We start from the raw sequence: 20,381 nt of genomic DNA on the forward strand, positions 1-20,381 counted from the left end.
GAGACACCACACGGTCCTTTCACCCCGTGCCGCCGGGGTGTCCGGCGACGGATAAGTGTGATCGAGTCATCACCTTCATGAAATCAGATAATCTGATTTCATGAAGGTGATGACTGCCACGGAGGCATCGCGGAGCTTCGCGGTCGTTCTGGACGAGGCTGAGCGAGGGGAGACGATCGTGGTTACTCGTGGGGGTAAGCGGATCGCGGTGATCGGTCCCGCGCCCACGGCACCGGGGCGTATGGTCAAAGCTTTCCTGGCCGGAGCCGCGGGGACGCTGGACGCCGATTTCGAGGCCGATGTCGCGGCGGCCCGGGAGGCGGTCGACGACGAGATGAGGAGCACGTGGCCCGACGCCTGATCCTGGACACCGGCGTGCTGATCGCCGCGGAGCGGGGCAGGGCCTCCGTGGACGCGGTGATCGGGGATGCCGATGATGTGGCGATCGCCGCGATCACTGTGGCTGAGCTGCTCGTTGGCGTGGAACTGGCGGATGTGGCACGTCGTCCCGGACGGCAGGCTTTCGTGGATGAGGTTCTGGCGTTGATTCCGGTTGAGGAGTACACCGTGGACGTCGCCAGGGTCCACGCTCGTCTTCTGGCGCAGGCGCGCCGGTTGGGGAAGACGTGGGGAGCGTACGATCTGATGATCGCCGCGACGGCCGCCGTCACCGCGAGAATCGTGGTCACGATGGATTCGTCCGCCGCATTCGATGACCTACCCGGGGTCCGGGCGCAGGTTGTTCCCCGCTGAACGCCGCCGGCAACGCTGACGGCAACGTCCACTGCCACAGCCACACGTCGGCCACCGCCGGCACCCCACCACTCCCAGCTCCCGGAGAATGAGCAGGGCGATTGCTCCGCCTGAAAAGCGGAAGGTCGGCGGTTCGATCCCGCCCCTGACCAGCTCGTCTAAGCAGCACAAACGCCCCGAGCCGATCACGGCCGGGGCGTTCTTCGTTGTGCTTGACGACAACGCCGACGACAGCGCCTTTCATCAGGGGAGCGAGGCATGGGCTGGCGGCTCTTACGGTCTCGGAAGGTGGGTGTGTCGGCTCAGGGCGCGGTACGCCAACTGATGGCCCTGGGGCTCATGGAGATACGTTTCACGGCGCGCCTCGTGCGCCGTCACCGGCGTTCGTCGGCCACCGTGGAGCGGCCTCATCCGCCGAGCCGATCGGCGTAGTCGCGGGCGAACCGGGCGAACGTCCTGCCCGGACGGCCCGTCACGGCGGTGTACGTGGGCGTGGTGTAGTCGCCCCAGCCCGCGTCGTAGGCCTTCAGGTACTCCTTGGTGACCGCCGCGTCCCACTCCTTCATCCCGGCCTTCAGCATCGCGGGGTAGGCGTCGTCCGGGCTCGCCGGCTGGTAGGTGATCGGCCTGCCGTACACCTCGGACAGCGTGTCCGTCATGTCCCGCAGTCTGATGCTCTCCGGTCCGGTGATCGTGTAGGTCTCCCCTTGATGGCGCCCGGGGTCACGGAGCACGACGGCGGCGAAGTCGGCGATGTCCCGCACGTCGATCATGCCGACCCGGCCCTCCCCGGGAGCACCGTAGAAGGTGTCGCCGTTGACCGAGCCGAGGGTGTTCTGCATGAAGTACGCCGGGCGGATGATGGTCCAGCCGAGGTCCGAGGCCGCGAGTTCGATGTCCGACAGGATGTGCAGCCGGCCGTTGCGGGTCGGTGCGTCGTGTCCCGCGCCGATGGCCGACATGCGGACGATGTGCCGCACGCCCGCCTTCCTGGCCGCCCAGAGTGCGTTGCTGCTGGCATGCGTGGAGTCCGGGCCCATGGCGTTCAGCAGCCACACCGTGTCCACGCCCTCGAACGCCTGGTCCAGCGTCTCCGGGTGGTGGAGGTCACCGACCGCCACCTCGACACCTGACGGCGCTTTGGCCCTGTCACGTACCAGTACCCGCAGGTCCGCCGTGCCCTCCAGCGAGCGCAGTACCTCGCCGGAGACGTTGCCGTTGGCACCGGTGATCAGGATGGTCATCGCAATGTCCCCTCTTCCGTGGAAACGAGTTCGTCGATCAGGGCGAAGAAGGCCCGGATTCCGGGCAGATTGCCGCCCTTGGTGCGGGAGGCCGCGAAGTCGGCCGGCGAGCGCCACTCCACGATGTCCAGCCATTCGCCGTCGGACAGCTGGATCAGCTTGGCGCCCAGGAAACCGTCCCGGTCGGTCTGGAAGTCCGCGATCATTCCGCCACGGGCGGCGATGAGGTCCGTCGCGTGCTCGGAAGAGACGCGGAACCTGGTGAGTTCTACTGTCGTCGTCACACCACGACAATATAGTAAGAATTAGTGACAATCAAAATTAGTGACTAAGAGAGAGGCGTGCGGTGCGTAGGAGCGAGTGCAAGCGGGAGATGCCCGACTTGGGGATCCTGTCCAGCCGGACGCTGTTCAGCCTGCAGAAGGAGTTGTTCTTCCGGCTGTCGGAGATGGGGGAGACACAGGTCCGGCCACGGCACGGGGCGGTGCTGGCCTACCTGGACGTGGAGGGCAGCCGGGCCTCCGACCTGGCCGCTCAGTCGGGCCAGCACAAGCAGGTGATCGGCACCCTGGTGGACGAGTTGGTGGCGATCGGGTACGTGGAGCGGCAGCCGGACCCCGCCGATCGCAGGGCCAAGCTCATCGTGCCCACCGAACTGGGCCGCGATCACCTGGTGAAGTCGGACGCCGTCCTCGCGGAGATGGAGGCCGAGCACGCGCGGGCGGTCGGCGAGGAGGCGTACGCGGAGTTCAAACGCGTCTTCAAGCTGGTCGCCGAGCGCCAGACCAGGACGAGGTGACCGTTGCCGACCCCCGGAGGGACATCACCGGGTGGCGGAAGGCCGTCCGCCCAGCCGGGTGTGCGCACCCTTTCGCGTCGCGACGACCCTCCCCGCCACCGAGGAGGTCGGCGTGCGCCCTACGCCGACAGTGATCACCGTCGCACGAAAGGCTGTGGTGATCTTCGGGGTGTGACCGGCCCTCTCCAGCGCACGGCATGTCTGGCAAGGCCGGCGTGCGGCCAGGACTGACCAGCCCGATCAATGAGCCGACGGCCTTGCGGGGATGACTGCCCGGGTCGTCGGAGGTTGTCCGGTTCTGCCACCGCGCCGTGTCGGGAGGGGAAAGTGGGGCTGTTTGTGTGTCGTAGTGCACGCTCGGCGCTGAGTGTGCGTTTGTACGCAGAACGGGATGTTGCGCCTGCCTAACGTGAGTGTTGTCCGGAACGAGCAGCACCAAAAAGCGCACCGGGCGCAGACTCCACACTCGCTCACCCCGAGCGTCCTCACCCGAAGGAAGTCCCCTCATGAGCAAGCTTCGCAGCGTCCTGGTCGGCACCGCCCTGGCCGGCGCGCTGGCCGCCGGTATCGCCGCGGCTCCCGCCCAGGCCGCCACCGCCGCCACCGCCTCCACGGCGAGCACCGCTTCGGTCTCTCAGACCCAGTACGGCAAGCACTGGTTCTCCGGCTCCTCCAGCTTCGGCCGGGGTGAGTCGCGCGGGGAGCGCTCGCAGTACCAGGGTTACTGGTACTACTCAGGCGGTCGCTACTACTTCGACATCGAGGCCCGTGATCACGACCGTGACCGGGAGAACACCTACGTCGACTTCTCCTACCACGACAACGGTGGCTGGCACACCCGTCGGTTCGCCACCGGCGGTCACGGCGAGTGGAAGTTCAACATCAGCGCCCGGGGCGGCTTCGACGGCTTCCGCACCCACATCGGCGAGGGCACCTCCCGCGACTTCGACTGGGGCACCTACTACCGCCACTCCTTCTGACCCCCAGGGTGACGGTGCGACGCGCTTCGCTTACGAGGGCGATCCGGCGCCACCGCGCCGGACACGGCCCGGAAACGACGGACCGTTCCTCCGGACCTGGCCACGTCGCACGGGATGATCTCCTCCGCATGCCGCATGCCGCATGCCGCATGCCGCATGCCGCATGCCGCGGTCTCCGGGGTACCGCGGAGTACGGCGCGCACGTCATGGCGAGGTCGGCGTGAAGGAAGAGACGACGAGCCAGGCGGCCGCGACCACGATCACGACCAGTACGGCGAGGTCCTTCGGCCGACCCGGGATCTTGTTCCGCAGTGAGCGGGCGACCCCGGTCACAAAGACCGGCTCCCGGCGTCTCCACGTGGTCGCCACGACGAGAACGGCCGCGAGGAGCAGGGGCCACCTGACCAGATCGACGGGATGTGTCTGGAAGTCGCTCTCGTATCGGCTGAACTGCATCACGGCATCGATCAGGGCGAAGACAACGAGGAGCGCCCCGGCTCCGGCGCCGGCCGAGCGCCCCCACCGCGCGGAGGCGCCCGTCGCCGCCGCTGCCAGTGCGACGATCACGACCGGCAGGCCGGCCACGTCGGCTCCGAAAACCCATGCCTCAAGGGTGTCCCAGGGCGACTCCAGAGTTCCGTAACGGAGGCCGGGGGCCGGGAAGTCATCGGTCACCGTCGGAAAGCGGCAGGTCGTCGCCGTCCACGCCGCGGCGGCGACGGCGAGCGCCCAGAGGATGCCCCCACCTTCCGTCCGTGACAGCGGTGACCGGGCCGTCAGGACCAGTGACACCGTGGCCACCGAGTAGCAGACGATCAACGGCCAGGGCAGCACGACGGCGAGCTCTCGCCCGGTGCACGGGTCGGTGCCGGGCAGGAGGATCGCCGTGAGCAGCGCCGGCGCGAGCACGGCGCCGATCGCCGAGACGGCCGTGAGCGTGGTCCGGCGTGGCGCACGCAGGACGAGGCCGGCCAGGACCACCGGCAACAGGAGCTGGGCCCAGAACGGCAGCTCCCATGACGGGCTCTCCACGAGATAGGGGTCGGACCCCGAGACGGCGCACAATCGCACGGAGCTCTCCACCCCGACCCCGAAAGCCGCCAGGATCACCGGTCCCGACGCGGCCAGAACCGCGCCGAAGCGGAGAACCGCCGTCGTTGAGGATCGTGTTTTCGGCTGCGGCACCTGAGCCATGGCACCCTTTCCGTCTCGCCCCCGAAAACAGATCAACTCAGACGAGGGTAGTGGACCACCGTCAGGCTCCCGGAAGAGCGACGACAGCGACCCTGACGGCAACGTCCCCGCGGACTCACTTCGGCTACCGGCCTCTGGCCGCGGTTTCCGCCGGCCGAGCGGGGTGACACGCGGGCATCCTTCCGCTCCGGGCTTTCAGCGGATGAGACCCACGGAGCGGCGCTGTGTCACGAGCTCGGATCGCGGCGGGAGGACCCGCCGAAGGCGGTCAGCCTTCGAACGTCTGCCGGCCGAGGACGTCCAGAAACTCGAAGTTCTCCGCGGTGGTCGAACCGGGCTGCGGCCGGAAGATCACCATGCGGTGCCCGGTGGTGGAGCTGAGCACGACATCGCACTGCACGTCCAGCTGCCCGGCATGGGGGTGGATCAGCGTCTTGCGCGTGGACCGCAGGGGGGTGACCTCCATGTCGTCCCAGTAGCGGCGGAACTCCTCGCTGGCCTCGGCCAGATCCGTGATGAGCCGGTCGCTGACGGTGTCCCGGCCACGGTGGGCCGCGGCGGCGCGCAGGTCCGCCGTGTAGCCGCGCCCGATCGCCTCGTGCTCGGCGGGAACGTTGAGGGCACGTGACGCCGGATCGGTGAACCAGAGCCAGGTCACGTTGCCCGCGCGGTCGTCGCCGTGTGCCCACGAGCCGATGAGCGCGTGGCTGAGCCGGTTCTGCGCGAGCATGGTGGTCAGGTCGTCGATGATGTGCGCGGGCACCGTGGTCAGCGCGTCCAGCAGGAACATCATCGCCGGGTCGACGTAGCCGCCGGTCGCGCCCGGCCGGGGCGGTGGGTAGCCCGCCAGGCGGTAGAGATGGTCGCGCTCGTCCACCGACAGCCGCAAGGCCCGCGCCAGGCTCGCCAGCAGCGCCTTGGAGGGTTTGGCGTTGCGGGACTGCTCCAGTCGCTCGTAGTAGTCCACCGACACGTCGGCCAGCAGCGCGACCTCGGAGCGGCGCAGGCCGGGCGTGCGCCGGCGGCCGCCGGGCACGAGCCCGACATCCGCCGGTCGCAGCGCCTCCCGGCGTGCTCGCAGGAAACCGCCCACGTCGTTGTGCTTCACGGTGACCTCACTCCTGGATCGCACTCATCGCGATCGGCGTGTAACGCTCGCCCGCCACCTCGCCGGCGGGAACCGCCTCGTCGAGCGCCGTGAGCGTCTCGGCGTCCAGCACGAGGTCCGCCGCGGAGGCGTTCTCCTCCAGGTAGACCCGGCGCTTGGTGCCGGGGATCGCGGTCACCCCCTGCGCCAGCACCCACGCCAGCGCCAACCGACCAGGCGTTACACCACGATTTTCGGCGATCGCCCGGACCTTGTCGACCAGGCGGAGGTTGTGCTCCAGGTTCTCACCCACGAAGCGGGGGGCCGTGCGGCGGAAGTCGTTCTCCGGCAGTCCTTCGACGGATCGCAGACCACCGGTGAGGAACCCGCGGCCCAGGGGCGCGTACGCCACGAAGCCGATGCCCAGCTCACGCACGGTGTCCAGCACCCCGTTGGATTCCGCGGTGCGCGTGAACAGCGAGTATTCCGTCTGGACCGCCGAGAGCGGGGCGGCGGAGTGGGCCGCGCGGATGCTCTCCGCCGACGCCTCGCTGATGCCCAGGTAGCGCAGCTTTCCCTCGGTGACCAGTTCCCCCAGGGCGCCGAAGGTCTCTTCCATCGGAACCGCCGGGTCAACCCGGTGGAGGTAGTACAGATCGATGTGATCCGTGCCCAGGCGACGGAGCGATCCCTCGACCGAACGGCGCAGGTAGTCGGGCCGGCCGTTCGGACCGCCGACGAGGTTCCCCGCCTCGTCAAGGGTGACGCCACCGCCCTTGGTGGCCACCACGACCTCGTCGCGGCGGGCCGACACCGCCCGGCCGAGCAGTTCCTCTCCGCTGAACGGGCCGTACATGTCCGCCGTGTCGAACATCGTCACACCCAGCTCGATCGCCCGGCGCACCGTGGCGACGGCCTCGGCGTCGTCCGGCGTGCCGTACATCGCGGTCATGCCCATCGTGCCGAGTCCCTCGACCGAGGTCACCAGACCCTGGCCGCCGACCGGGTGCGTGTTCATGCTCATGGTTCGATCGTCCGTTTCTCCTACCGGGCTCGCCCCGTCCGGCGGCCACAGCAGAAGCATGCGGCCGGGGTGGAGACTTTCCAGCGTCCTGCTCAGCCCCGTTCTCGCAGGACGACGCTACGGGCGCCGAGGCGGCTCCGGCCCCTTCGGGCGACGGGCGTCGTCGCGGTCGCCGGGGTTTACGGGAGGACGACGACGCGCCCGCGGGGGCGGTGAGGTTCGGCGCCTTCCTGGAGGCGGTGGGACCGGGCGGCCTCGGTGAGCGGCAGCCGTGTCCCGATCCGGGAGACCAGGGCGCCGCGGGCCAGGAGGTGATTGATCGCAGTGGCCGCCGCGGCGAGTTCGTCCACGGTGGCGTTGCTGATCACGAAGCCGCGGAGGCTGGCGTCGCGCGTGTAGAGCTGTCCGACCGGCAGCACGGGGGCGGCTCCGAGACCGGCCATGATGATCATCCGGCCGCCGCGGGCGAGCAGGGGGACGGTCCGCTCCAGGTGGTGCCGGCCGGTGTTGTCCCAGAACACGTCCACCCCGCCGGGAGCGAGCTCGGCGATCTCCGCGTACACGTCCGGGTCGTGGTGGTCGACGACCTCGTCGGCGCCGCACCGCCGGCACCAGTCGAAGTCGTCCGGGCGTGTGGCGGCGACGACCCGCGCCCCCGCGGCCACGGCGAGTTGAACGGTGGCCGTGCCGACCCCGCCGCCCGCGCCGGTCACGACGACCGTCTCCCCGATCCGCAGACCCGCCTCCCTGAAGAGGCCGATGTGCGCGGTGGCGGCGGTGTGCAGGGAGGCGACCGCGTTCTCCGGGTCGACGCCGCCGGGCAGGGGGTAGAGCCGGTCGGCGGGCACGGCGGCGTACTCGGAGAAGGACCCCTGGCGGCCGTCGTATCCCAGGCTGTCGCACCACACCGTGTCGCCGGGGGCGAACCCCGGCGCCGCCGTGACCACGGCCCCCACCAGGTCGCGGCCGATGACGAACGGGTACGGCAGGCGGGTCCGGTAGGCGCCGGAGCGGACGAAGGTGTCGACGTGGTTGACGGCGAGGGCCCGCACCTTCACCAGGACCGCAGGCGGGCCGGACTCGGGCACGGGGAACCGGCCGATCCGTATCTCGTCCGCCGGGCCGGGCCGCGTGATGTACGCCGCGGTCATGGTCTCCCGGTCGCTCATCGTTCCTCTTCCAGGTCGGCGAGGTAGGTGCGTGCCCACGCCCGCCTGAGATCCCCCTCGTCGGCGTCGCCGAAGGTGTAGGCCGGAGACAGGATCGGCAGGGCCCTCTCCACGTGCACCAGGATCGCGTGATGGGCGGGGTAGCCGGGACCGTTCAGGTCGAGCAGCCATGCGTGCAGCCATTCGTACACGGGGTCGCCGGGCTCGCGGAACTCCGCGGCGCCCTTGAACCGGTAGCCCCGCCTGCGGAGGACGTCAATCGAGTTGATCTCGATACGCGGATCGCGTCTGAGGTTGCCGACCGTGTTCGGGGACGCGATGTCCATGAAGGCGATGTGCTCGTCGTCGTATACCCGCATCGATCCCTTGGGCGAGAGATTGGGCGAGCCGTCGGGGCACACGGTGGCCACGAAGGACAGCCGCGCGGTCTCCACGATCAGGCGCATGTCGTCGTTGATCGTCTTCATCGTCTCTCCCTCGGTGGGAACCCCGTCGGCCCCGGGATTCGTCTCGAAAGGCTTCGCGTCGATTTTGCGCGAGATTGTTCTTCATATGGAATTCCATTGCGATTTCTTCTCTTGCGCGAACGTTTAGGCCGGAGAACGGCGATGTGGTCGGGCGGCTTTCCGGTTCGCGGATACCGGGAATCGGTGCTCGCCGCCGGGATCGGTGCTTGCGTTTATCGATCGCAGGCGAGGGGACATTTGTTGTCGTAATCGCTCATTCTGGGCGCACCGAAAGATCCGGGAGGCGTACATGAACGGATATCTACCGTATCGTGATTCCACTCCGGCTGCCCGTACTGGGGCCGTGCGCGGCTGGCAGGCGGACATTCTTCGCGGCGAGTCGTAACTGAGTGAGCCGAGGTGCTGCGGTTCGTTCTAAGCCGCAGTGCCTCGACCCGTGGCCGGTGGGGGCAATAAATCGGGGGCGTTTGTGGCGCAATTATTTTACCCTTTCGCCTGGCGCGGCGATGTGGTGGAAGATCTGTTCGGATTCCCGGTTTCCGACCCCTACCGGTGGTTGGAAGACAGCGATGACGCGCGCGTGCATGACTGGGCCGGGGCCCAGGATCGTCTCTTCCGCACGCATCGCGCCGGATGGCGTGAGAGGCAGGCGTGGGCGTCCCTGGTCGATCAGGTGTCGTCCTTCGGCGTGTCGGAGCCTCCGACGGTGCGTGGTTCGGTCATGTTCCTCGCCGAGCAGCTCCGTGAGGATGAGCAGCGGCGCCTGATCGTCGTCGACGTCGAAGGGAACAGGCGGGTGCTGGTCGATCCGGTGGAGATCGATCCGTCCGGCCGTACCGGGCTGTACGCCTGGTGGCCGTCGCGCGAGGGCGAGCGTGTGGCCGTCCAGCTGGAGGTCGCCGAGCAGCCCGGCAGCGACATCACGGTGCTGGACGTGCGTACCGGCGAGGCGGTGGACGGGCCGTTGCCGCGCGCCCGCAACACCTCGCTCGCCTGGCTGCCGGGAGGTGAGGCGTTCTACTACGTCAGCCGTGTTCCCGATGAGGAACCGGCCCCCGGTGACAAGCGTCTGCATCGGCGGGTGAGGTGGCATCGGATCGGTTCGCCCTGGCAGGCCGACGCGGTGGTGTTCGGCGGCGACGACGCCCCGGACCACTACTACGGCCTCACGGTCAGCGCCGACGGCCGTCAGCTGGCGATCACCGCGATGGTCGGGCCCGCCTCGCACAACGACGTGTACGTGGCCGAGCTCATCGATCCGGAGGCCCCGCACTTCGTCAAGATCGTGGACGGGCGCACCACGGGCGCCCGTGTCCTCCCCCGCTTCCTCCCGGACAACGATCTGCTGCTGGTCACCGACTACCAGGCTCCGTGCGGCCGCGTCTGCACGGCGCGGCGGTGCGACACCGACCCGGCCGCGTGGCGCACGCTGGTGGCCGAGGATCCCCGGGCGCCTCTGGACGAGTGTGTGGTCCTGGACGATCCGTCGCTTCCGCGGCCCCTCCTGCTGGTGGCACGCGACCGCCACGGCACCTCCACCCTGACCTCGCACGACCTGGCCGATGGCCGGCCGCTCGCCGAGCTGCCCCTCCCCGGCACGGGCGTCGTGTCGTCCCTGCGCACGAACATCCCGCACGGACGGCACGCGTGGTTCAGCTACTGCGACGCGACCACGCCTCCGACCATCTACCGCTACGACGCCGTCAGCGGGGAGACGGCACGGGAAACCGGCGCCACGACAGCCGGGCACACTCCGGAGATCCGCAGCCGCAGCGTTCGTTGCCGCGCCGGCGACGGCACCGAGATCACGCTGTTCCTGTTCACCCCGGCTGAGGAACATCAGGGCCCCCGCCCCACCCTCCTCTACGGCTACGGCAGCTTCGGCATGCCGATGCGCCCGTGGTTCTTCCCCATGGCGGCCGCATGGGTCGGCGCCGGCGGCACCTACGCGGTCGCCTGCGTACGCGGAGGCGGCGAAGACGGCCGGCACTGGCACGACGCCGGTCGTGGACCACACAAACAACGCGCGATCAGCGACTTCAACGACGCCGCGACCTGGCTCATCGACACCGGCCTGACCACCCGCGACCAACTGGCGATCTTCGGTCAGTCCGCCGGCGGGCTACTGGTCACCGCCGCCGCCACCCAGCGACCGGACCTGTACGCCGCGGTCATCGCCGAAGGCCCGCTGTGTGACATGGTGCGCTACGAACGCTTCGGCCTGGGATGCACGTGGACGGACGAATTCGGTACCGCCTCCCGGCCCGAACAACTCCAATGGCTGCTCGCCTACTCCCCGTACCACAACCTCACGCACGGAGCCTCCTATCCCGCGTTCCTTCTCACCGGCGCGGTGACCGATCTGCAGACCGGAGAGGCCCACGTCAACAAAATGTGCGCGGCCCTTCAACACGCCACCGGCGGTGACCGGCCGATCCTCATGCGCCGAGAGCCCGACACCGCCCACGCCGCCTCCCCCGCGAGCAAAAGCCGCGCCCTGACCGCGGATCTCCTGGCCTTCGCCGGAAAATACACCGGGCTGTCGCCGACAAAGACAACCCTGCCTTTTCGCGAGACCGTCACGGAATCACATTGAGAACGGCCCGGCCGGGCTGCGCGCGGCACGTACGAGAAATTCGCCGGGTCGCTCTGTCGCATCCTGCGGGTCCGGCCCGTCGCGGCGGCGGCCATCCTGGTCGCCCGGTTCGCGCATCTGCCCGGCGAGCCCAGCCCCGCCATGGCCCTGGGCCTGTCCGTGCTCGTCGGCTCCGCGATCAGAGCGCTCCCGGCCCTGCAAGCCGTCGCCGTCGCGGCCGGAGGGTTCGCGGTGGCCGCCGGCGGTCTGCTCTCCGCTCTCGCCGCCTCCTCCAACCCGGCCGTGGCCGTGCTGAACGGCCTGGGATGGCTCGCGGCCCTCGCGATCGGGCTGTGGCCGCGACTGCTCGCCGCCCGCCGCCGGGCCGTCGCCGACAGGATACGCCGCGACGAGCGCCTGATACTGGCCAGGGAACTGCACGACGTCGTCGCGCACCACATCACCAGCATCGTGCTCCAGGCTCAGGCCGCCCAACTCGTGGCCCGCAAACACCCCGAGAAGGTGGAAGGCTCCCTCATGGGCATCGAGACCACCGGCTCCGACGCGCTGGCCGCGACCCGCCGCGTCGTCGGCCTGCTGCGTGACGCCGATGACGCGGGCCCCGCCGCGCCCGGACCCGAACGGCTCAGCGAGCTGGTCGAACGCTTTGACGGCCACGGCCCCGCGGTGCGCCTGCGGTTGCCCGCCGACCAGGCGATGATCCGCACCAGCCTGCGGATCATCCTTGAGGACCAGCCCGACATCAGCGTGGTCGGCGAGGCCGCGGACGGCGTCGAGGCGATCGCGCTGGCCAGGAGGCTGCGCCCGGACGTGTGCCTGGTGGACATCCAGATGCCCCGGCTCGACGGCATCGAGGTCACCCGCGCCCTGGCCGGTCCCGGCGTCGTCAACCCGCTCCGGGTGATCGTGGTCACCACCTTCGACCTCGACGAGTACGTCTACGGAGCGCTGCGAGGCGGGGCGGTCGGCTTCGTCCTGAAAGACGCCGGCCCCGTCCTGCTCGTCGAGGCCGTCCGGGCCGCGATCCTTGGGGACGCCTTGATCTCGCCGTCGGTCACCCTGCGGCTGCTGCGCCGCCTCACGGCCGCCGGAGCACCGGCCACCCGCCGGCCCGCGCAGCCGTTGTCCGAACGCGAGACCGAGGTCGTCCGGGCCGTCGTCAGAGGCCGTACCAACCAGGAGATCGCCGATGAGTTGTTCATCTCGCTGAGCACGGTCAAGGGCCATGTTTCCGGCATCAAAGCCAAGCTGGGGGTGCGCAACCGGGTTGAGATCGCCGTCTGGGCCTGGGAGAACCGAATCGCGGGGATCGCATAGCGCCGGCGGGACGCCGCCCGGGTTCCTCGCGTCCCACGGTGCGACGTGAAGAGGGCGCCCTCCTCGCCGGCCTGGAAGAAGGGGCTTTTCCGGCTGAGGGGCAGGACGCTCACTGTGAAGCGCCCTGCCCCCACCGGGTCAGGAGGGCAAGGGGAAGCTCGCGGGGCTGCGATGCCCGGCTCTGTCGACGGCCCGCACGCCGAAGAAGACATTGTCCTTGGACAGGTCGATGCGCACTTCGGTGACGTCGCCGACCGGGATGACGTGGGTCCAGTCAGGGCTGGTGGTCTCACGCCAGACGACTTCGTAGCCGGCGAGGTCGGGTTCGGTGCCGCGAGTCCACACGAGGTCGGTGTCGTTGGTGAGCTGGTTGGTGCGGACCTTGACGTCCTTGGGAGTGCCGGGGGCCTGGGCGAGTGACCAGAGGGTCGCGGCGTTGACGCGGGCGACGCGGGCGATGTAGGCGAAGTCGCAGAATTCGGGGAGGTCGCCGAATTGTTTGCCGTTCTCGACGCGTACGTCCTGGTGCTGGTGGTCGAAGTTCTCGTTGGGCTCGGTGAAGCGAGCGGCGGGATAGCCCTGTTCGAGGAAACCGATGTGGTCACCGCCGCGGCGGTAACGGTCACGGCGGTAGATGATCCGGACGTTCATGCCGGTGGAGTCGTTGTCGGCGACGTTCGTGACGAAGCGGGCGAGCTGGCGGGCGGGCGAGTCGTTCTCGCCGCCGACCGAGCGGCGGGTGTTCGCCTGGGCGGGTGTCTCGGCGGTGGGCACGCCCTCGGCGAAGAGCCGTACGGTGCGGGGATCGCGGGTGCCGTCGTCGGCGGTGCTGCTGCCGACGATGTCGTTGGTGAACATCGCCTGCACGTCGGCGGCCGCGGCCTTGTACTGCCCGGCCATGTATCGCGCGCCGTACAGGTTCTGCTCCTCTCCCGCGACGGCGGCGAAGACGATGGTGGCCTTGGGCCGGCGGCCGGCCATGACCCGGGCGAGTTCCATGGCGACGGCCACGCCGGAGGCGTCGTCATTGGCGCCCGGCGCGTCCGCGGTGGCGTTCATGACGTCGGTGACCCGTGAGTCGTAGTGGCCCGACACCACGTATATCCGGTCAGGGGTGGCGGAGCCGCGCAGGGTGGCGACGACGTTGGTGATGAGGGTGGCGGTGGGGATCCCTGAGGCGGGCTGCTGGGTGTAGGACTGCAGCTCGACGGTCATGTTCCCGCCGGACGCCGCGGCGTACCGCTTCATCTCGGCGAAGATCCAGTCGCGGGCGGCGCCGATGCCGCGGTTCGGATCGTCCTGGGTGGAGAGGGTGTGCCTGGTGCCGAAGCTCACGAGCTTGCGGACGGTGGCCTCGATGCGTCGCTCGTCGATGGTTCGTAGCAGAGCGCGCAGGTCCGCGTCGGGATGCTGCTTGGTGGCGGGCCGGCCGGGACCGGTGGGGCGAGCCGAGTCCGCTGCCGCCGGAGGCCCGGAGAGGGTCACTCCCGCGGTCGCCGCCGCCGCGGCCGCGGAGATGGAGAGAAAGACACGACGGCTGGCATGACTGGGGGGTTGAGAATCTTTGTCATCCACATAGTGGGTTTATCCGGACTTGGAAACTTTGTCCATGACCAAATATGTCGCGCGTGAGCTTCTCCGGCCGGCCGTTCTCGTTCGAGGCCGTAGAGGTGGTGGTCGGCCGGCGGCGGCGGGCCGTGTTCTCGAGCGGGAGGGGTCGTTCAGAACGTGATGGTTACCTTGCCGCGGACATGGTGTGCGGAGAAGTCGATGAGCGCCTGACGGGAGTCGGCGAAGGCGTAGTTCCCGCCGATCTCCACCCGCAGCCGCCCGTCCGCGGCCTGGGCGGCGAGTTCGTCGAGCCGCCCCTGTGGCGCGACGGTTCCGGCGTAGGTGGCCGTGACCTCCCGGTCGAAAGCCGGCGGCCCTCCCATCGGGGAGATCAGCCGCCCACCGGGCCTGGCCGCGGCGGCCGACCCTTCGAGGCCGGGGCCGGCATTGGCCAGATCGATCACCACGTCCACGCCGCCCAGGACCCGCCGCAGCGTCTCTTCGGTGATGTCCGTGCTCGTGTAGTCGACGGTCTCGTCCGCGCCGAGGTCCTTGAGGAACTCCGCGTCGTCGGCACGCCCGGTGGCGACCACCCTCGCCCCCGCCTGCCTGGCGAGCTGGACCAGGAACGAGCCGATCCCTCCCGAGGCTCCCACCACGACCAGCGGCGAGATCGACACGCTGGGAAGGATCTACGATCGGCTGCTCGCCGGTCTGGACGCGCATGCCTCCACCTCGGATCCCCGCTGACCCGGCGGGGAAGGGTTGTTTGTGTGTCGTAGTGCACGCTCGGCTTTATGTGTGTACTCGTACGCAGAACGAAGGCTTTCGTCTTCCTAATGTGAGTGATGTCCGAAACGAGCGGCCAACAAAAAAGCTCACCGGGCGCAGGTTCTCCCCCGAACGCCCTCACTCCAAAGGAAGTCCCCTCATGCGTAAGCTCCGCAGCGTCCTGGTCGGTACCGCCCTGGCCGGCGCTCTGGCCGCCGGTATCGCCGCCGCCCCGGCCCAGGCCGCCACCGCCACCACCGCGAGCGCCGCGAGCACCGCCTTGGTGGTGCAGGCCCAGTACGCCAAGCACTGGTTCTCCGGCTCCTCCGGCTACGGCCGCGGCGAGTCACGCGGCGAGCGCTCCACCTACAAGGGCTCCTGGTACTACGCGAACGGCCGCTACTACTTCGACCTCGAGGCATGGGACCACGACCGCGACCGGCAGAACACCTACGTCGACTTCTCCTACCACGACAACCGCGGCTGGCACACCAAGCGGTTCGCCACCGGCGGCCACAGCCGGTGGACGTTCAGCTACAGCGCCCGCGGCGGCTTCGACGGCTTCCGCACCCACATCGGCGAGGGCACCTCCCGCGACTTCGACTGGGGCACCTACTACCGCCACTCCTTCTGAAACCCCATCAGGGCACCCCACCCCGATGACCCGAGGACGACCCGGCGAAGGCGATCCACCCGAGGCCTCCGCCGGCGACGCCGTCAGGTGAGCCGCAGCCGGTCGCGCAGGAAACGGCGCTCGGCGTCGGTGGGTGCGAGGTCGAGCGCCGCGCGGTAGCTGTCGGCCGCCTCCTGCGCGCGGCCGGTGCGTCGCAGCAGATCGGCGCGTGTGGCGTGCAACAGGTAGTAGCCGTTGAGCTGTCCGGTCTCGGCGATCGCGTCGACCAGTGGCAGCGCCGCCTCGGGACCGCTCGCCATGCCGATCGCCACGGCCCGGTTCAGATCCACGATCGGGCTCGGCGCGATGCGCGCGAGCTGCGTGTACAGCCCGACGATCTGCGGCCAGTCCGTCCGGGCCGCGACCGGCGCGGTGGCATGGCACGCCGCGATGGCCGCCTGAAGCTGGAACGGCCCGGCGCGGCGCCGGCGCAGTGCTCGTTCGCAGATCGCGGCGCCCTCCGTGATCTGCGCCTGATCCCACAGCGAGCGGTCCTGCTCGGCCAGGGTGACCACGTCGCCGGCCGCGTCCGTGCGCGCCGGCCGCCGGGCGTCGTGCAGCAGCATCAGCGCGAGCATGCCCTGCGCTTCGGGCTCGTCGGGCATCAGCGCCGTCACCACCCGCGCGAGACGGATGGCCTCCCGGCACAGCCGGGCCTTCCGCGGATCTCCGTATCCCTCGTTGAACAGCAGGTAGAGCACGTGGAGCACGGCGGGGAGGCGATCCGGCAGCAGGTGCGCGGGCGGCACCCGGAACGGAATGCCCGCGTGTGCGACCTTCTGTTTGGCCCGGAAGACGCGCTGGGCCATGGTGCGTTCCGGCACCAGGAACGCACGCGCGATCTCGGCGGTGCTCATGCCGGCCAGGCTCCGCAGGGTCAACGCCACCTGGGCGTCGAGATTCAGCGACGGATGGCAGCAGGTGAACATGAGCTCCAGGCGCTCGTCGGGGATCTCGCTGTCGTTCGGGTAGGGCGGCGGCTCCAGGTCCATCGCGGCCACCTTCCGCAGCTTCGCCGCCTCGGTCGACGCGCGACGGATCCGGTCTATCGCGCGGTTGCGTGCAGTGGTGGTCAGCCACGCGAGTGGCTGGTCCGGTACGCCTGATTCCGGCCACTTCTGGAGTGCCTGCGCGAACGCCTCCTGCGTGCACTCCTCGGCCAGGTCCCAGTCGCCGCCGGTGAACCGGATCATGGTGGCCACGATCCGGCTCCACCCGTCGGCGTAGATCCCGGCGATCCGGTCCTTCACCTGAGCCGTCCCAGCGTCGTCCGTCGTGGCCGCTAGTCCTCGTCGTCGGGCCAGAAGGGACGCAGCTCGATCATCCCGGCCCACGCCATCGGGTGCTTGGACGCGACGTCGATGGCCTCGTCGAGATCGGCGCAATCAAGGATGTCGAAGCCGGCGATCTGGTCCTTGGTCTCCGCGTACGGGCCGTCGGTCAGCAGCACCTCACGGTTGCGGACGCGGACCGTGGTCGCGTCGCTCGCCGGGCGGGTACGGTTGCCCATCAGCCGGATCCCCTTGCCGTCCATCTCCGTGACCCAGTCCTCCACATCCGGGGCCCCGTCGTCCTGGCCGGGCGTGTAGCTCGGGTCGGTGCACACCAGCATCAGATACTTCATCGGGTTGCTCCTATCACGGAATCGGCGGCGGCCATCGCGGTGATCGTGGTGGTCATGTTTCGGCACAGGGTGACCAGACGGCTGTCAAGCGCCTTCGGGTCGGCCTCGGCATCCGCGCGGGCGCCGCTGGCGCCGGGGCCGTGGGTGAACGAGTGGTGGACCAGGGTGCTCCCCGGCTCCCCGCCCTCGCGCAGCTCGTAGCGCCACGCCGAGCCGACCAGGCCGGCGCCGTCAAGGACGGTCCAGGCGAAGACACTCGGCCGCTCCGCTTCGGTGACCACGCAGGTCACCATACTTTCACGTCCGTTGGGAAACCGGTTCCGGCCGATGAACCGGGCACCCGGAGCCGGGCTTCGGGTGTCGTCGCACCAGTTCCCACCGATGGTCTCCGGGCTCCATTCGCCGATCCGGTCCACCGCGGTGACCAGCTCCCACATCCGCTCGCGTGGTATCGGGACGACCAGGGCAACCGCTACCTGTGCACCGGTGACCATGTCCATGAGCGTTCTCCTCTCGCGTTCGTCAGATGGATGACGAACGCGAGAGGCTCTCCACTACGGACTCATCTCAAGATTTTTTTGCGCGGCCGATCGGCGACAGCCGAGGCTCTCCTCAGACCCGTGAACGCCCGGATGACCGAGGCTCTCCCCGGGCCCGGGAACGCCCGGGGGCTGAGCCGTCTCACTCGTCCGATGCCGTCTCACTGTCCGATGCCGTCTCACTGTCCGGCGCCGGCTGCGGAGCGTCGTCTTCGCTTTCCGCGTCGTCGGGCACCGGCTGCCGCGGCCGGCAGCTCTGCCCGCAGCCGCCGAAGCGCGCCGAGTCGATCGGGGTGAAGGAGGTGGCCCGCACCCCCTTCAGTGCGGCGATCATGGTGTCCTTCCAGATCGGCCCGGGGATGGTGGCCCCGAACACGGCGCCGTAGTACTTGTCGCCGATGGTGACGCCGTTGAGCTTGTGCGCGATGGCGCCCCGGGGGTCGCCGATGCTCACCGCGCCGGCCAGATCGGGGGTGAACCCCGCGAACCACGCGCTCGCCTGGTCGTCGTTGGTTCCGGTCTTGCCGGCGGCGTCGCGGCCGATGCCACCCACCGCCTTCATCGTGCCGTTGGTGAACACCCCCGACAGGATGTGCGACGTGGCGTCCGCGACCTCGGGATCCAGCGCCTGGCGGCACTTCGGCCGGTAGCCGGTCGCCGTGCCGTTCTGGCCGACGACCTGGGTGATGGCCATGGGAGCGCAGTACTTCCCTCGTGCGCCGATGGCGGCGTAGGCGCTCGCGACCGTCACCGGGTCCATCTCGTTGATGCCGAGGGTGAAGGTCTCGTACTCCTCCAGCTTCCGGTTGTCGGCGCGCTTGATGCCCAGCGACCTGGCGGTCTGGACGGTGTCGCACAGGCCGACGCGGCGCTCCAGTTCCATGAAGAAGGTGTTGACCGACTCCCAGGTGCCGGTCTGCAGGGACTTGAAGCCGGGAGATCCCTCGTCGTTGGTGACGGTGTGCTCCGGTGCGCCCATGTTCTCGCCCTTGCAGTTCTTGAAGTCGGAGTAGTTCGAGGCACGGTAGCCGTTGCCGACGGTGAAGCCGTCGTCGATCCTCATGCCCTGTTTCAGGGCCGTGATCAGCGTGAAGGTCTTGAACGTCGAGCCCGCCTGGAAGCCGCCGATGCCGCCGTGGTCGGTGTCGGCCACGATGTTGTACGACATCTCATTCTTGCTCGCGGAGGTGCCGTACTCGCGGCTGGCCGCCATGGCCTTGATCATCCCGGTGCCCGGCTGGACCAGGGCCTCGGAGGCGACGGGGTTGTCGGAGGCGTGGACGTGCGCGGCGATGGCCTTCTCCGCCGCCGCCTGCATGCGGGGGTCCAGCGTCGTCTTGATCGTCAGGCCGCCGCGGTAGAGGAGCCGGGCGCGCTCCTCTTCGGTCTTGCCGAACACGGGATCGCGCAGGAACTCCTCGCGCACGTACACGCAGAAGTAGGGGTAGGGGCTGGCCGCGCAGTTGCCGGGCAGGGGAGTGCCCTTGTAGCCGAGCTTCTTGGACCTGGCCTCGGCGGCCTGCTGCGGGGTGATCGCGCCGAGATCCACCATCCGGTCGAGGACGACGTTTCGCCGTTCCAGCAGCCGTTGCCGGTTCTTCGCGCCGCCGTCCGGATCGGTCGCGGTGGGCAGCTGTACGGCTCCCGCCAGGGTGGCCGCCTGCCACAGGTTGAGCTGGGAGGCGTGCACGCCGAAGAACCGCCGGGCCGCGGCCTCGATGCCGTTGGCCCCGGCCCCGAAGTAGGCGATGTTGAGGTACTTCTCGAGAATCTGGTCCTTGGTGTACTTCTGCTCGACCCCCATCGCGTATCGCAGCTCGTTGAGCTTGCGCGCGTAGCTGGGCTCCAGGGCCTTTTCCTTCTCCTTCTGGGTGACGGCCGTGTTGAGCAGCACCTGCTTGACGTACTGCTGGGTGATGCTGGAACCGCCCTGGCTCACCCCTCCCGAGGAGAAGTTCTTGGCCAGGGCCCGCATCGTGCCTTCGAGGTCGATCGCGCCGTGCTCGTAGAACCGGTAGTCCTCGATCGAGACGATCGCCTTTCTCATCACCTCCGACACCTGGTCGAGCGGGACGATCTCGCGGTACACGTCCCAGAACTGCGCGATCGGGTGGCCCTTGGCGTCGAGGACGGTCGTCTTCTCGGCGAGCGGGGGCTCGGTGAGCTCTGCGGGTTTGAGGTCGAATTCGTCCGACGCGCCGACGATCGCCACCCCCGCGCCTCCGACGGCGGGCAGGGCGAGCCCGGCCGTCAGCACCCCCACCGCCACCGCGGCCCCGGCAAGGTACGCGATCTTCGACCAGCTGCCGCGTGCCATCAGAGCCTGCCGAGACCGAGACCGAGGCCGGGGGCGGAGGTGCGGGCCTCGTCCGGTGCCGCCCGCATCGCTGTCACCGGTGTCGTCGCCGTGGACGGAGCGGCGGACGCCTGGCCGGTCGTCGCGACCCCCGGAAGAGGGATGAGCGCGGGTGAGGCCGGAGCCGAGAGCGTGGGGCGTCGGATGAGCTGGATGGGCATGCGATGCCTTCCGGGCGTGGATTGGATGCGACGGGAAGTATCGCGCCGTCGCTTGATGCCGTCAAAGACGGAAATA

General features: G+C 69.3%; 21 protein-coding genes, 1 tRNA gene and 1 pseudogene. 9 read left to right on the forward strand and 14 right to left on the reverse strand.

The features are described from left to right. Nucleotides 1-100 precede the first annotated feature (100 nt). The 3 genes from J2853_RS37010 (at nucleotide 101) to J2853_RS37020 (ending at nucleotide 905) form a co-directional block, all read left to right on the forward strand. Complete coding sequence (locus tag J2853_RS37010) at nucleotides 101-361, forward strand: type II toxin-antitoxin system Phd/YefM family antitoxin (RefSeq protein WP_089213941.1); 261 nt, start codon at nucleotides 101-103, stop codon at nucleotides 359-361. Next, nucleotides 346-753 (forward strand): PIN domain-containing protein, encoded by a 408-nt coding sequence (locus J2853_RS37015; protein ID WP_307565573.1) that lies wholly within the window; start codon nucleotides 346-348, stop codon nucleotides 751-753. The genes J2853_RS37010 and J2853_RS37015 overlap by 16 nt, the downstream gene beginning before the upstream one ends. Before the next feature lie 86 nt (nucleotides 754-839). Continuing rightward, nucleotides 840-905, forward strand: a tRNA-Phe gene (locus tag J2853_RS37020). 255 nt (nucleotides 906-1,160) lie between these two features. On the opposite strand, the gene J2853_RS37025 is transcribed toward J2853_RS37020, so the two are convergent. Both J2853_RS37025 and J2853_RS37030 read right to left on the reverse strand, forming a co-directional pair. After that, on the reverse strand, nucleotides 1,161-1,997 hold the full coding sequence (locus J2853_RS37025) for an SDR family oxidoreductase (RefSeq protein WP_307565575.1): 837 nt from the start codon (nucleotides 1,995-1,997) through the stop codon (nucleotides 1,161-1,163). Next, nucleotides 1,994-2,281, reverse strand: coding sequence for an antibiotic biosynthesis monooxygenase (locus J2853_RS37030; protein WP_307565577.1), 288 nt, complete (start codon nucleotides 2,279-2,281; stop codon nucleotides 1,994-1,996). The genes J2853_RS37025 and J2853_RS37030 overlap by 4 nt, the downstream gene beginning before the upstream one ends. Before the next feature lie 62 nt (nucleotides 2,282-2,343). Here J2853_RS37030 and J2853_RS37035 point away from each other — a divergent pair, with 62 nt between their 5' ends. Continuing rightward, nucleotides 2,344-2,796 carry a MarR family winged helix-turn-helix transcriptional regulator gene (locus J2853_RS37035; protein WP_307565579.1) on the forward strand — a complete coding sequence of 151 codons (453 nt, stop codon included), beginning with the start codon at nucleotides 2,344-2,346 and terminating at the stop codon, nucleotides 2,794-2,796. Nucleotides 2,797-3,302: 506 nt separating this feature from the next. Next, nucleotides 3,303-3,776 (forward strand): hypothetical protein, encoded by a 474-nt coding sequence (locus J2853_RS37040; RefSeq protein ID WP_307565580.1) that lies wholly within the window; start codon nucleotides 3,303-3,305, stop codon nucleotides 3,774-3,776. Between the two features lie 204 nt (nucleotides 3,777-3,980). Here the strand turns inward: J2853_RS37040 and J2853_RS37045 are convergent, their stop codons facing one another. The 5 genes from J2853_RS37045 to J2853_RS37065 all read right to left on the reverse strand — a co-directional run bounded on the left by J2853_RS37045 (nucleotide 3,981) and on the right by J2853_RS37065 (nucleotide 8,717). Then, nucleotides 3,981-4,847 carry a hypothetical protein gene (locus tag J2853_RS37045; protein WP_307565582.1) on the reverse strand — a complete coding sequence of 289 codons (867 nt, stop codon included), beginning with the start codon at nucleotides 4,845-4,847 and terminating at the stop codon, nucleotides 3,981-3,983. 391 nt (nucleotides 4,848-5,238) lie between these two features. After that, a complete protein-coding gene (locus tag J2853_RS37050) occupies nucleotides 5,239-6,078 on the reverse strand; it encodes an MmyB family transcriptional regulator (RefSeq protein ID WP_307565584.1) in 840 nt (279 codons plus the stop codon). A 7-nt stretch (nucleotides 6,079-6,085) separates the two neighbouring features. After that, nucleotides 6,086-7,081 carry an aldo/keto reductase gene (locus J2853_RS37055; protein WP_307565586.1) on the reverse strand — a complete coding sequence of 332 codons (996 nt, stop codon included), beginning with the start codon at nucleotides 7,079-7,081 and terminating at the stop codon, nucleotides 6,086-6,088. A gap of 179 nt (nucleotides 7,082-7,260) precedes the next feature. Beyond that, the gene (locus J2853_RS37060; protein ID WP_307565588.1) at nucleotides 7,261-8,250 is read right to left on the reverse strand and encodes an NADPH:quinone reductase; all 990 of its coding nucleotides are present in this window, start codon (nucleotides 8,248-8,250) and stop codon (nucleotides 7,261-7,263) included. After that, on the reverse strand, nucleotides 8,247-8,717 hold the full coding sequence (locus tag J2853_RS37065; protein ID WP_307565590.1) for a pyridoxamine 5'-phosphate oxidase family protein: 471 nt from the start codon (nucleotides 8,715-8,717) through the stop codon (nucleotides 8,247-8,249). Before J2853_RS37065 ends, J2853_RS37060 begins: the two co-directional genes overlap by 4 nt. 511 nt (nucleotides 8,718-9,228) lie before the next feature. On the opposite strand from J2853_RS37065, the gene J2853_RS37070 reads away from it, so the two are divergent. The 3 genes and pseudogenes from J2853_RS37070 (at nucleotide 9,229) to J2853_RS37080 (ending at nucleotide 12,630) form a co-directional block, all read left to right on the forward strand. After that, entirely contained in the window at nucleotides 9,229-11,313 is a 2,085-nt protein-coding gene (locus J2853_RS37070; protein ID WP_307565592.1) for a prolyl oligopeptidase family serine peptidase, read from the forward strand. Nucleotides 11,314-11,454: 141 nt separating this feature from the next. Beyond that, nucleotides 11,455-11,892 (forward strand): annotated as a pseudogene (locus J2853_RS37075) (histidine kinase dimerization/phosphoacceptor domain-containing protein); the annotation flags it as partial. Between the two features lie 117 nt (nucleotides 11,893-12,009). Next, nucleotides 12,010-12,630 carry a response regulator gene (locus J2853_RS37080; protein WP_307568948.1) on the forward strand — a complete coding sequence of 207 codons (621 nt, stop codon included), beginning with the start codon at nucleotides 12,010-12,012 and terminating at the stop codon, nucleotides 12,628-12,630. A 138-nt stretch (nucleotides 12,631-12,768) separates the two neighbouring features. Here J2853_RS37080 and J2853_RS37085 read toward each other — a convergent pair whose 3' ends face one another. Continuing rightward, entirely contained in the window at nucleotides 12,769-14,205 is a 1,437-nt protein-coding gene (locus tag J2853_RS37085) for a M28 family metallopeptidase (protein WP_307565594.1), read from the reverse strand. A 146-nt stretch (nucleotides 14,206-14,351) separates the two neighbouring features. Further along, nucleotides 14,352-14,861 carry a zinc-binding dehydrogenase gene (locus J2853_RS37090; RefSeq protein ID WP_307565596.1) on the reverse strand — a complete coding sequence of 170 codons (510 nt, stop codon included), beginning with the start codon at nucleotides 14,859-14,861 and terminating at the stop codon, nucleotides 14,352-14,354. A 251-nt stretch (nucleotides 14,862-15,112) separates the two neighbouring features. Between J2853_RS37090 and J2853_RS37095 the strand changes: the two genes are divergently transcribed. Continuing rightward, complete coding sequence (locus J2853_RS37095) at nucleotides 15,113-15,586, forward strand: hypothetical protein (RefSeq protein WP_307565598.1); 474 nt, start codon at nucleotides 15,113-15,115, stop codon at nucleotides 15,584-15,586. Between the two features lie 83 nt (nucleotides 15,587-15,669). On the opposite strand, the gene J2853_RS37100 is transcribed toward J2853_RS37095, so the two are convergent. The 5 genes from J2853_RS37100 to J2853_RS37120 form a co-directional block, all read right to left on the reverse strand. Further along, complete coding sequence (locus J2853_RS37100) at nucleotides 15,670-16,875, reverse strand: RNA polymerase sigma factor (RefSeq protein WP_307565599.1); 1,206 nt, start codon at nucleotides 16,873-16,875, stop codon at nucleotides 15,670-15,672. Between the two features lie 32 nt (nucleotides 16,876-16,907). Beyond that, nucleotides 16,908-17,249 (reverse strand): YciI family protein, encoded by a 342-nt coding sequence (locus J2853_RS37105; protein WP_307565601.1) that lies wholly within the window; start codon nucleotides 17,247-17,249, stop codon nucleotides 16,908-16,910. Further along, entirely contained in the window at nucleotides 17,246-17,749 is a 504-nt protein-coding gene (locus tag J2853_RS37110; RefSeq protein ID WP_307565602.1) for an SRPBCC family protein, read from the reverse strand. The genes J2853_RS37105 and J2853_RS37110 overlap by 4 nt, the downstream gene beginning before the upstream one ends. A 181-nt stretch (nucleotides 17,750-17,930) precedes the next feature. Then, entirely contained in the window at nucleotides 17,931-20,105 is a 2,175-nt protein-coding gene (locus J2853_RS37115; protein ID WP_307565603.1) for a transglycosylase domain-containing protein, read from the reverse strand. Then, nucleotides 20,105-20,305: a hypothetical protein gene (locus J2853_RS37120; protein ID WP_307565605.1), complete on the reverse strand. Its 201-nt coding sequence runs from the start codon at nucleotides 20,303-20,305 to the stop codon at nucleotides 20,105-20,107. Before J2853_RS37120 ends, J2853_RS37115 begins: the two co-directional genes overlap by 1 nt. Between the last annotated feature and the right edge of the window lie 76 nt (nucleotides 20,306-20,381).

It is taken from the genome of Streptosporangium lutulentum (assembly GCF_030811455.1).
Taxonomy (GTDB): Bacteria; Actinomycetota; Actinomycetes; order Streptosporangiales; family Streptosporangiaceae; genus Streptosporangium; species Streptosporangium lutulentum.

What these genes read in the sequence shown, in the direction of transcription:
- J2853_RS37010 (WP_089213941.1), top strand. Translation starts at nt 101, where the DNA reads ATGAAGGTGATGACTGCCACGGAGGCATCGCGGAGCTTCGCGGTCGTT.
- J2853_RS37025 (WP_307565575.1), bottom strand. Translation starts at nt 1,997, where the DNA reads ATGACCATCCTGATCACCGGTGCCAACGGCAACGTCTCCGGCGAGGTA.
- J2853_RS37040 (WP_307565580.1), top strand. Translation starts at nt 3,303, where the DNA reads ATGAGCAAGCTTCGCAGCGTCCTGGTCGGCACCGCCCTGGCCGGCGCG.
- J2853_RS37055 (WP_307565586.1), bottom strand. Translation starts at nt 7,081, where the DNA reads ATGAGCATGAACACGCACCCGGTCGGCGGCCAGGGTCTGGTGACCTCG.
- J2853_RS37060 (WP_307565588.1), bottom strand. Translation starts at nt 8,250, where the DNA reads ATGAGCGACCGGGAGACCATGACCGCGGCGTACATCACGCGGCCCGGC.
- J2853_RS37065 (WP_307565590.1), bottom strand. Translation starts at nt 8,717, where the DNA reads ATGAAGACGATCAACGACGACATGCGCCTGATCGTGGAGACCGCGCGG.
- J2853_RS37080 (WP_307568948.1), top strand. Translation starts at nt 12,010, where the DNA reads ATGATCCGCACCAGCCTGCGGATCATCCTTGAGGACCAGCCCGACATC.
- J2853_RS37095 (WP_307565598.1), top strand. Translation starts at nt 15,113, where the DNA reads ATGCGTAAGCTCCGCAGCGTCCTGGTCGGTACCGCCCTGGCCGGCGCT.
- J2853_RS37105 (WP_307565601.1), bottom strand. Translation starts at nt 17,249, where the DNA reads ATGAAGTATCTGATGCTGGTGTGCACCGACCCGAGCTACACGCCCGGC.
- J2853_RS37110 (WP_307565602.1), bottom strand. Translation starts at nt 17,749, where the DNA reads ATGGACATGGTCACCGGTGCACAGGTAGCGGTTGCCCTGGTCGTCCCG.
- J2853_RS37115 (WP_307565603.1), bottom strand. Translation starts at nt 20,105, where the DNA reads ATGGCACGCGGCAGCTGGTCGAAGATCGCGTACCTTGCCGGGGCCGCG.
- J2853_RS37120 (WP_307565605.1), bottom strand. Translation starts at nt 20,305, where the DNA reads ATGCCCATCCAGCTCATCCGACGCCCCACGCTCTCGGCTCCGGCCTCA.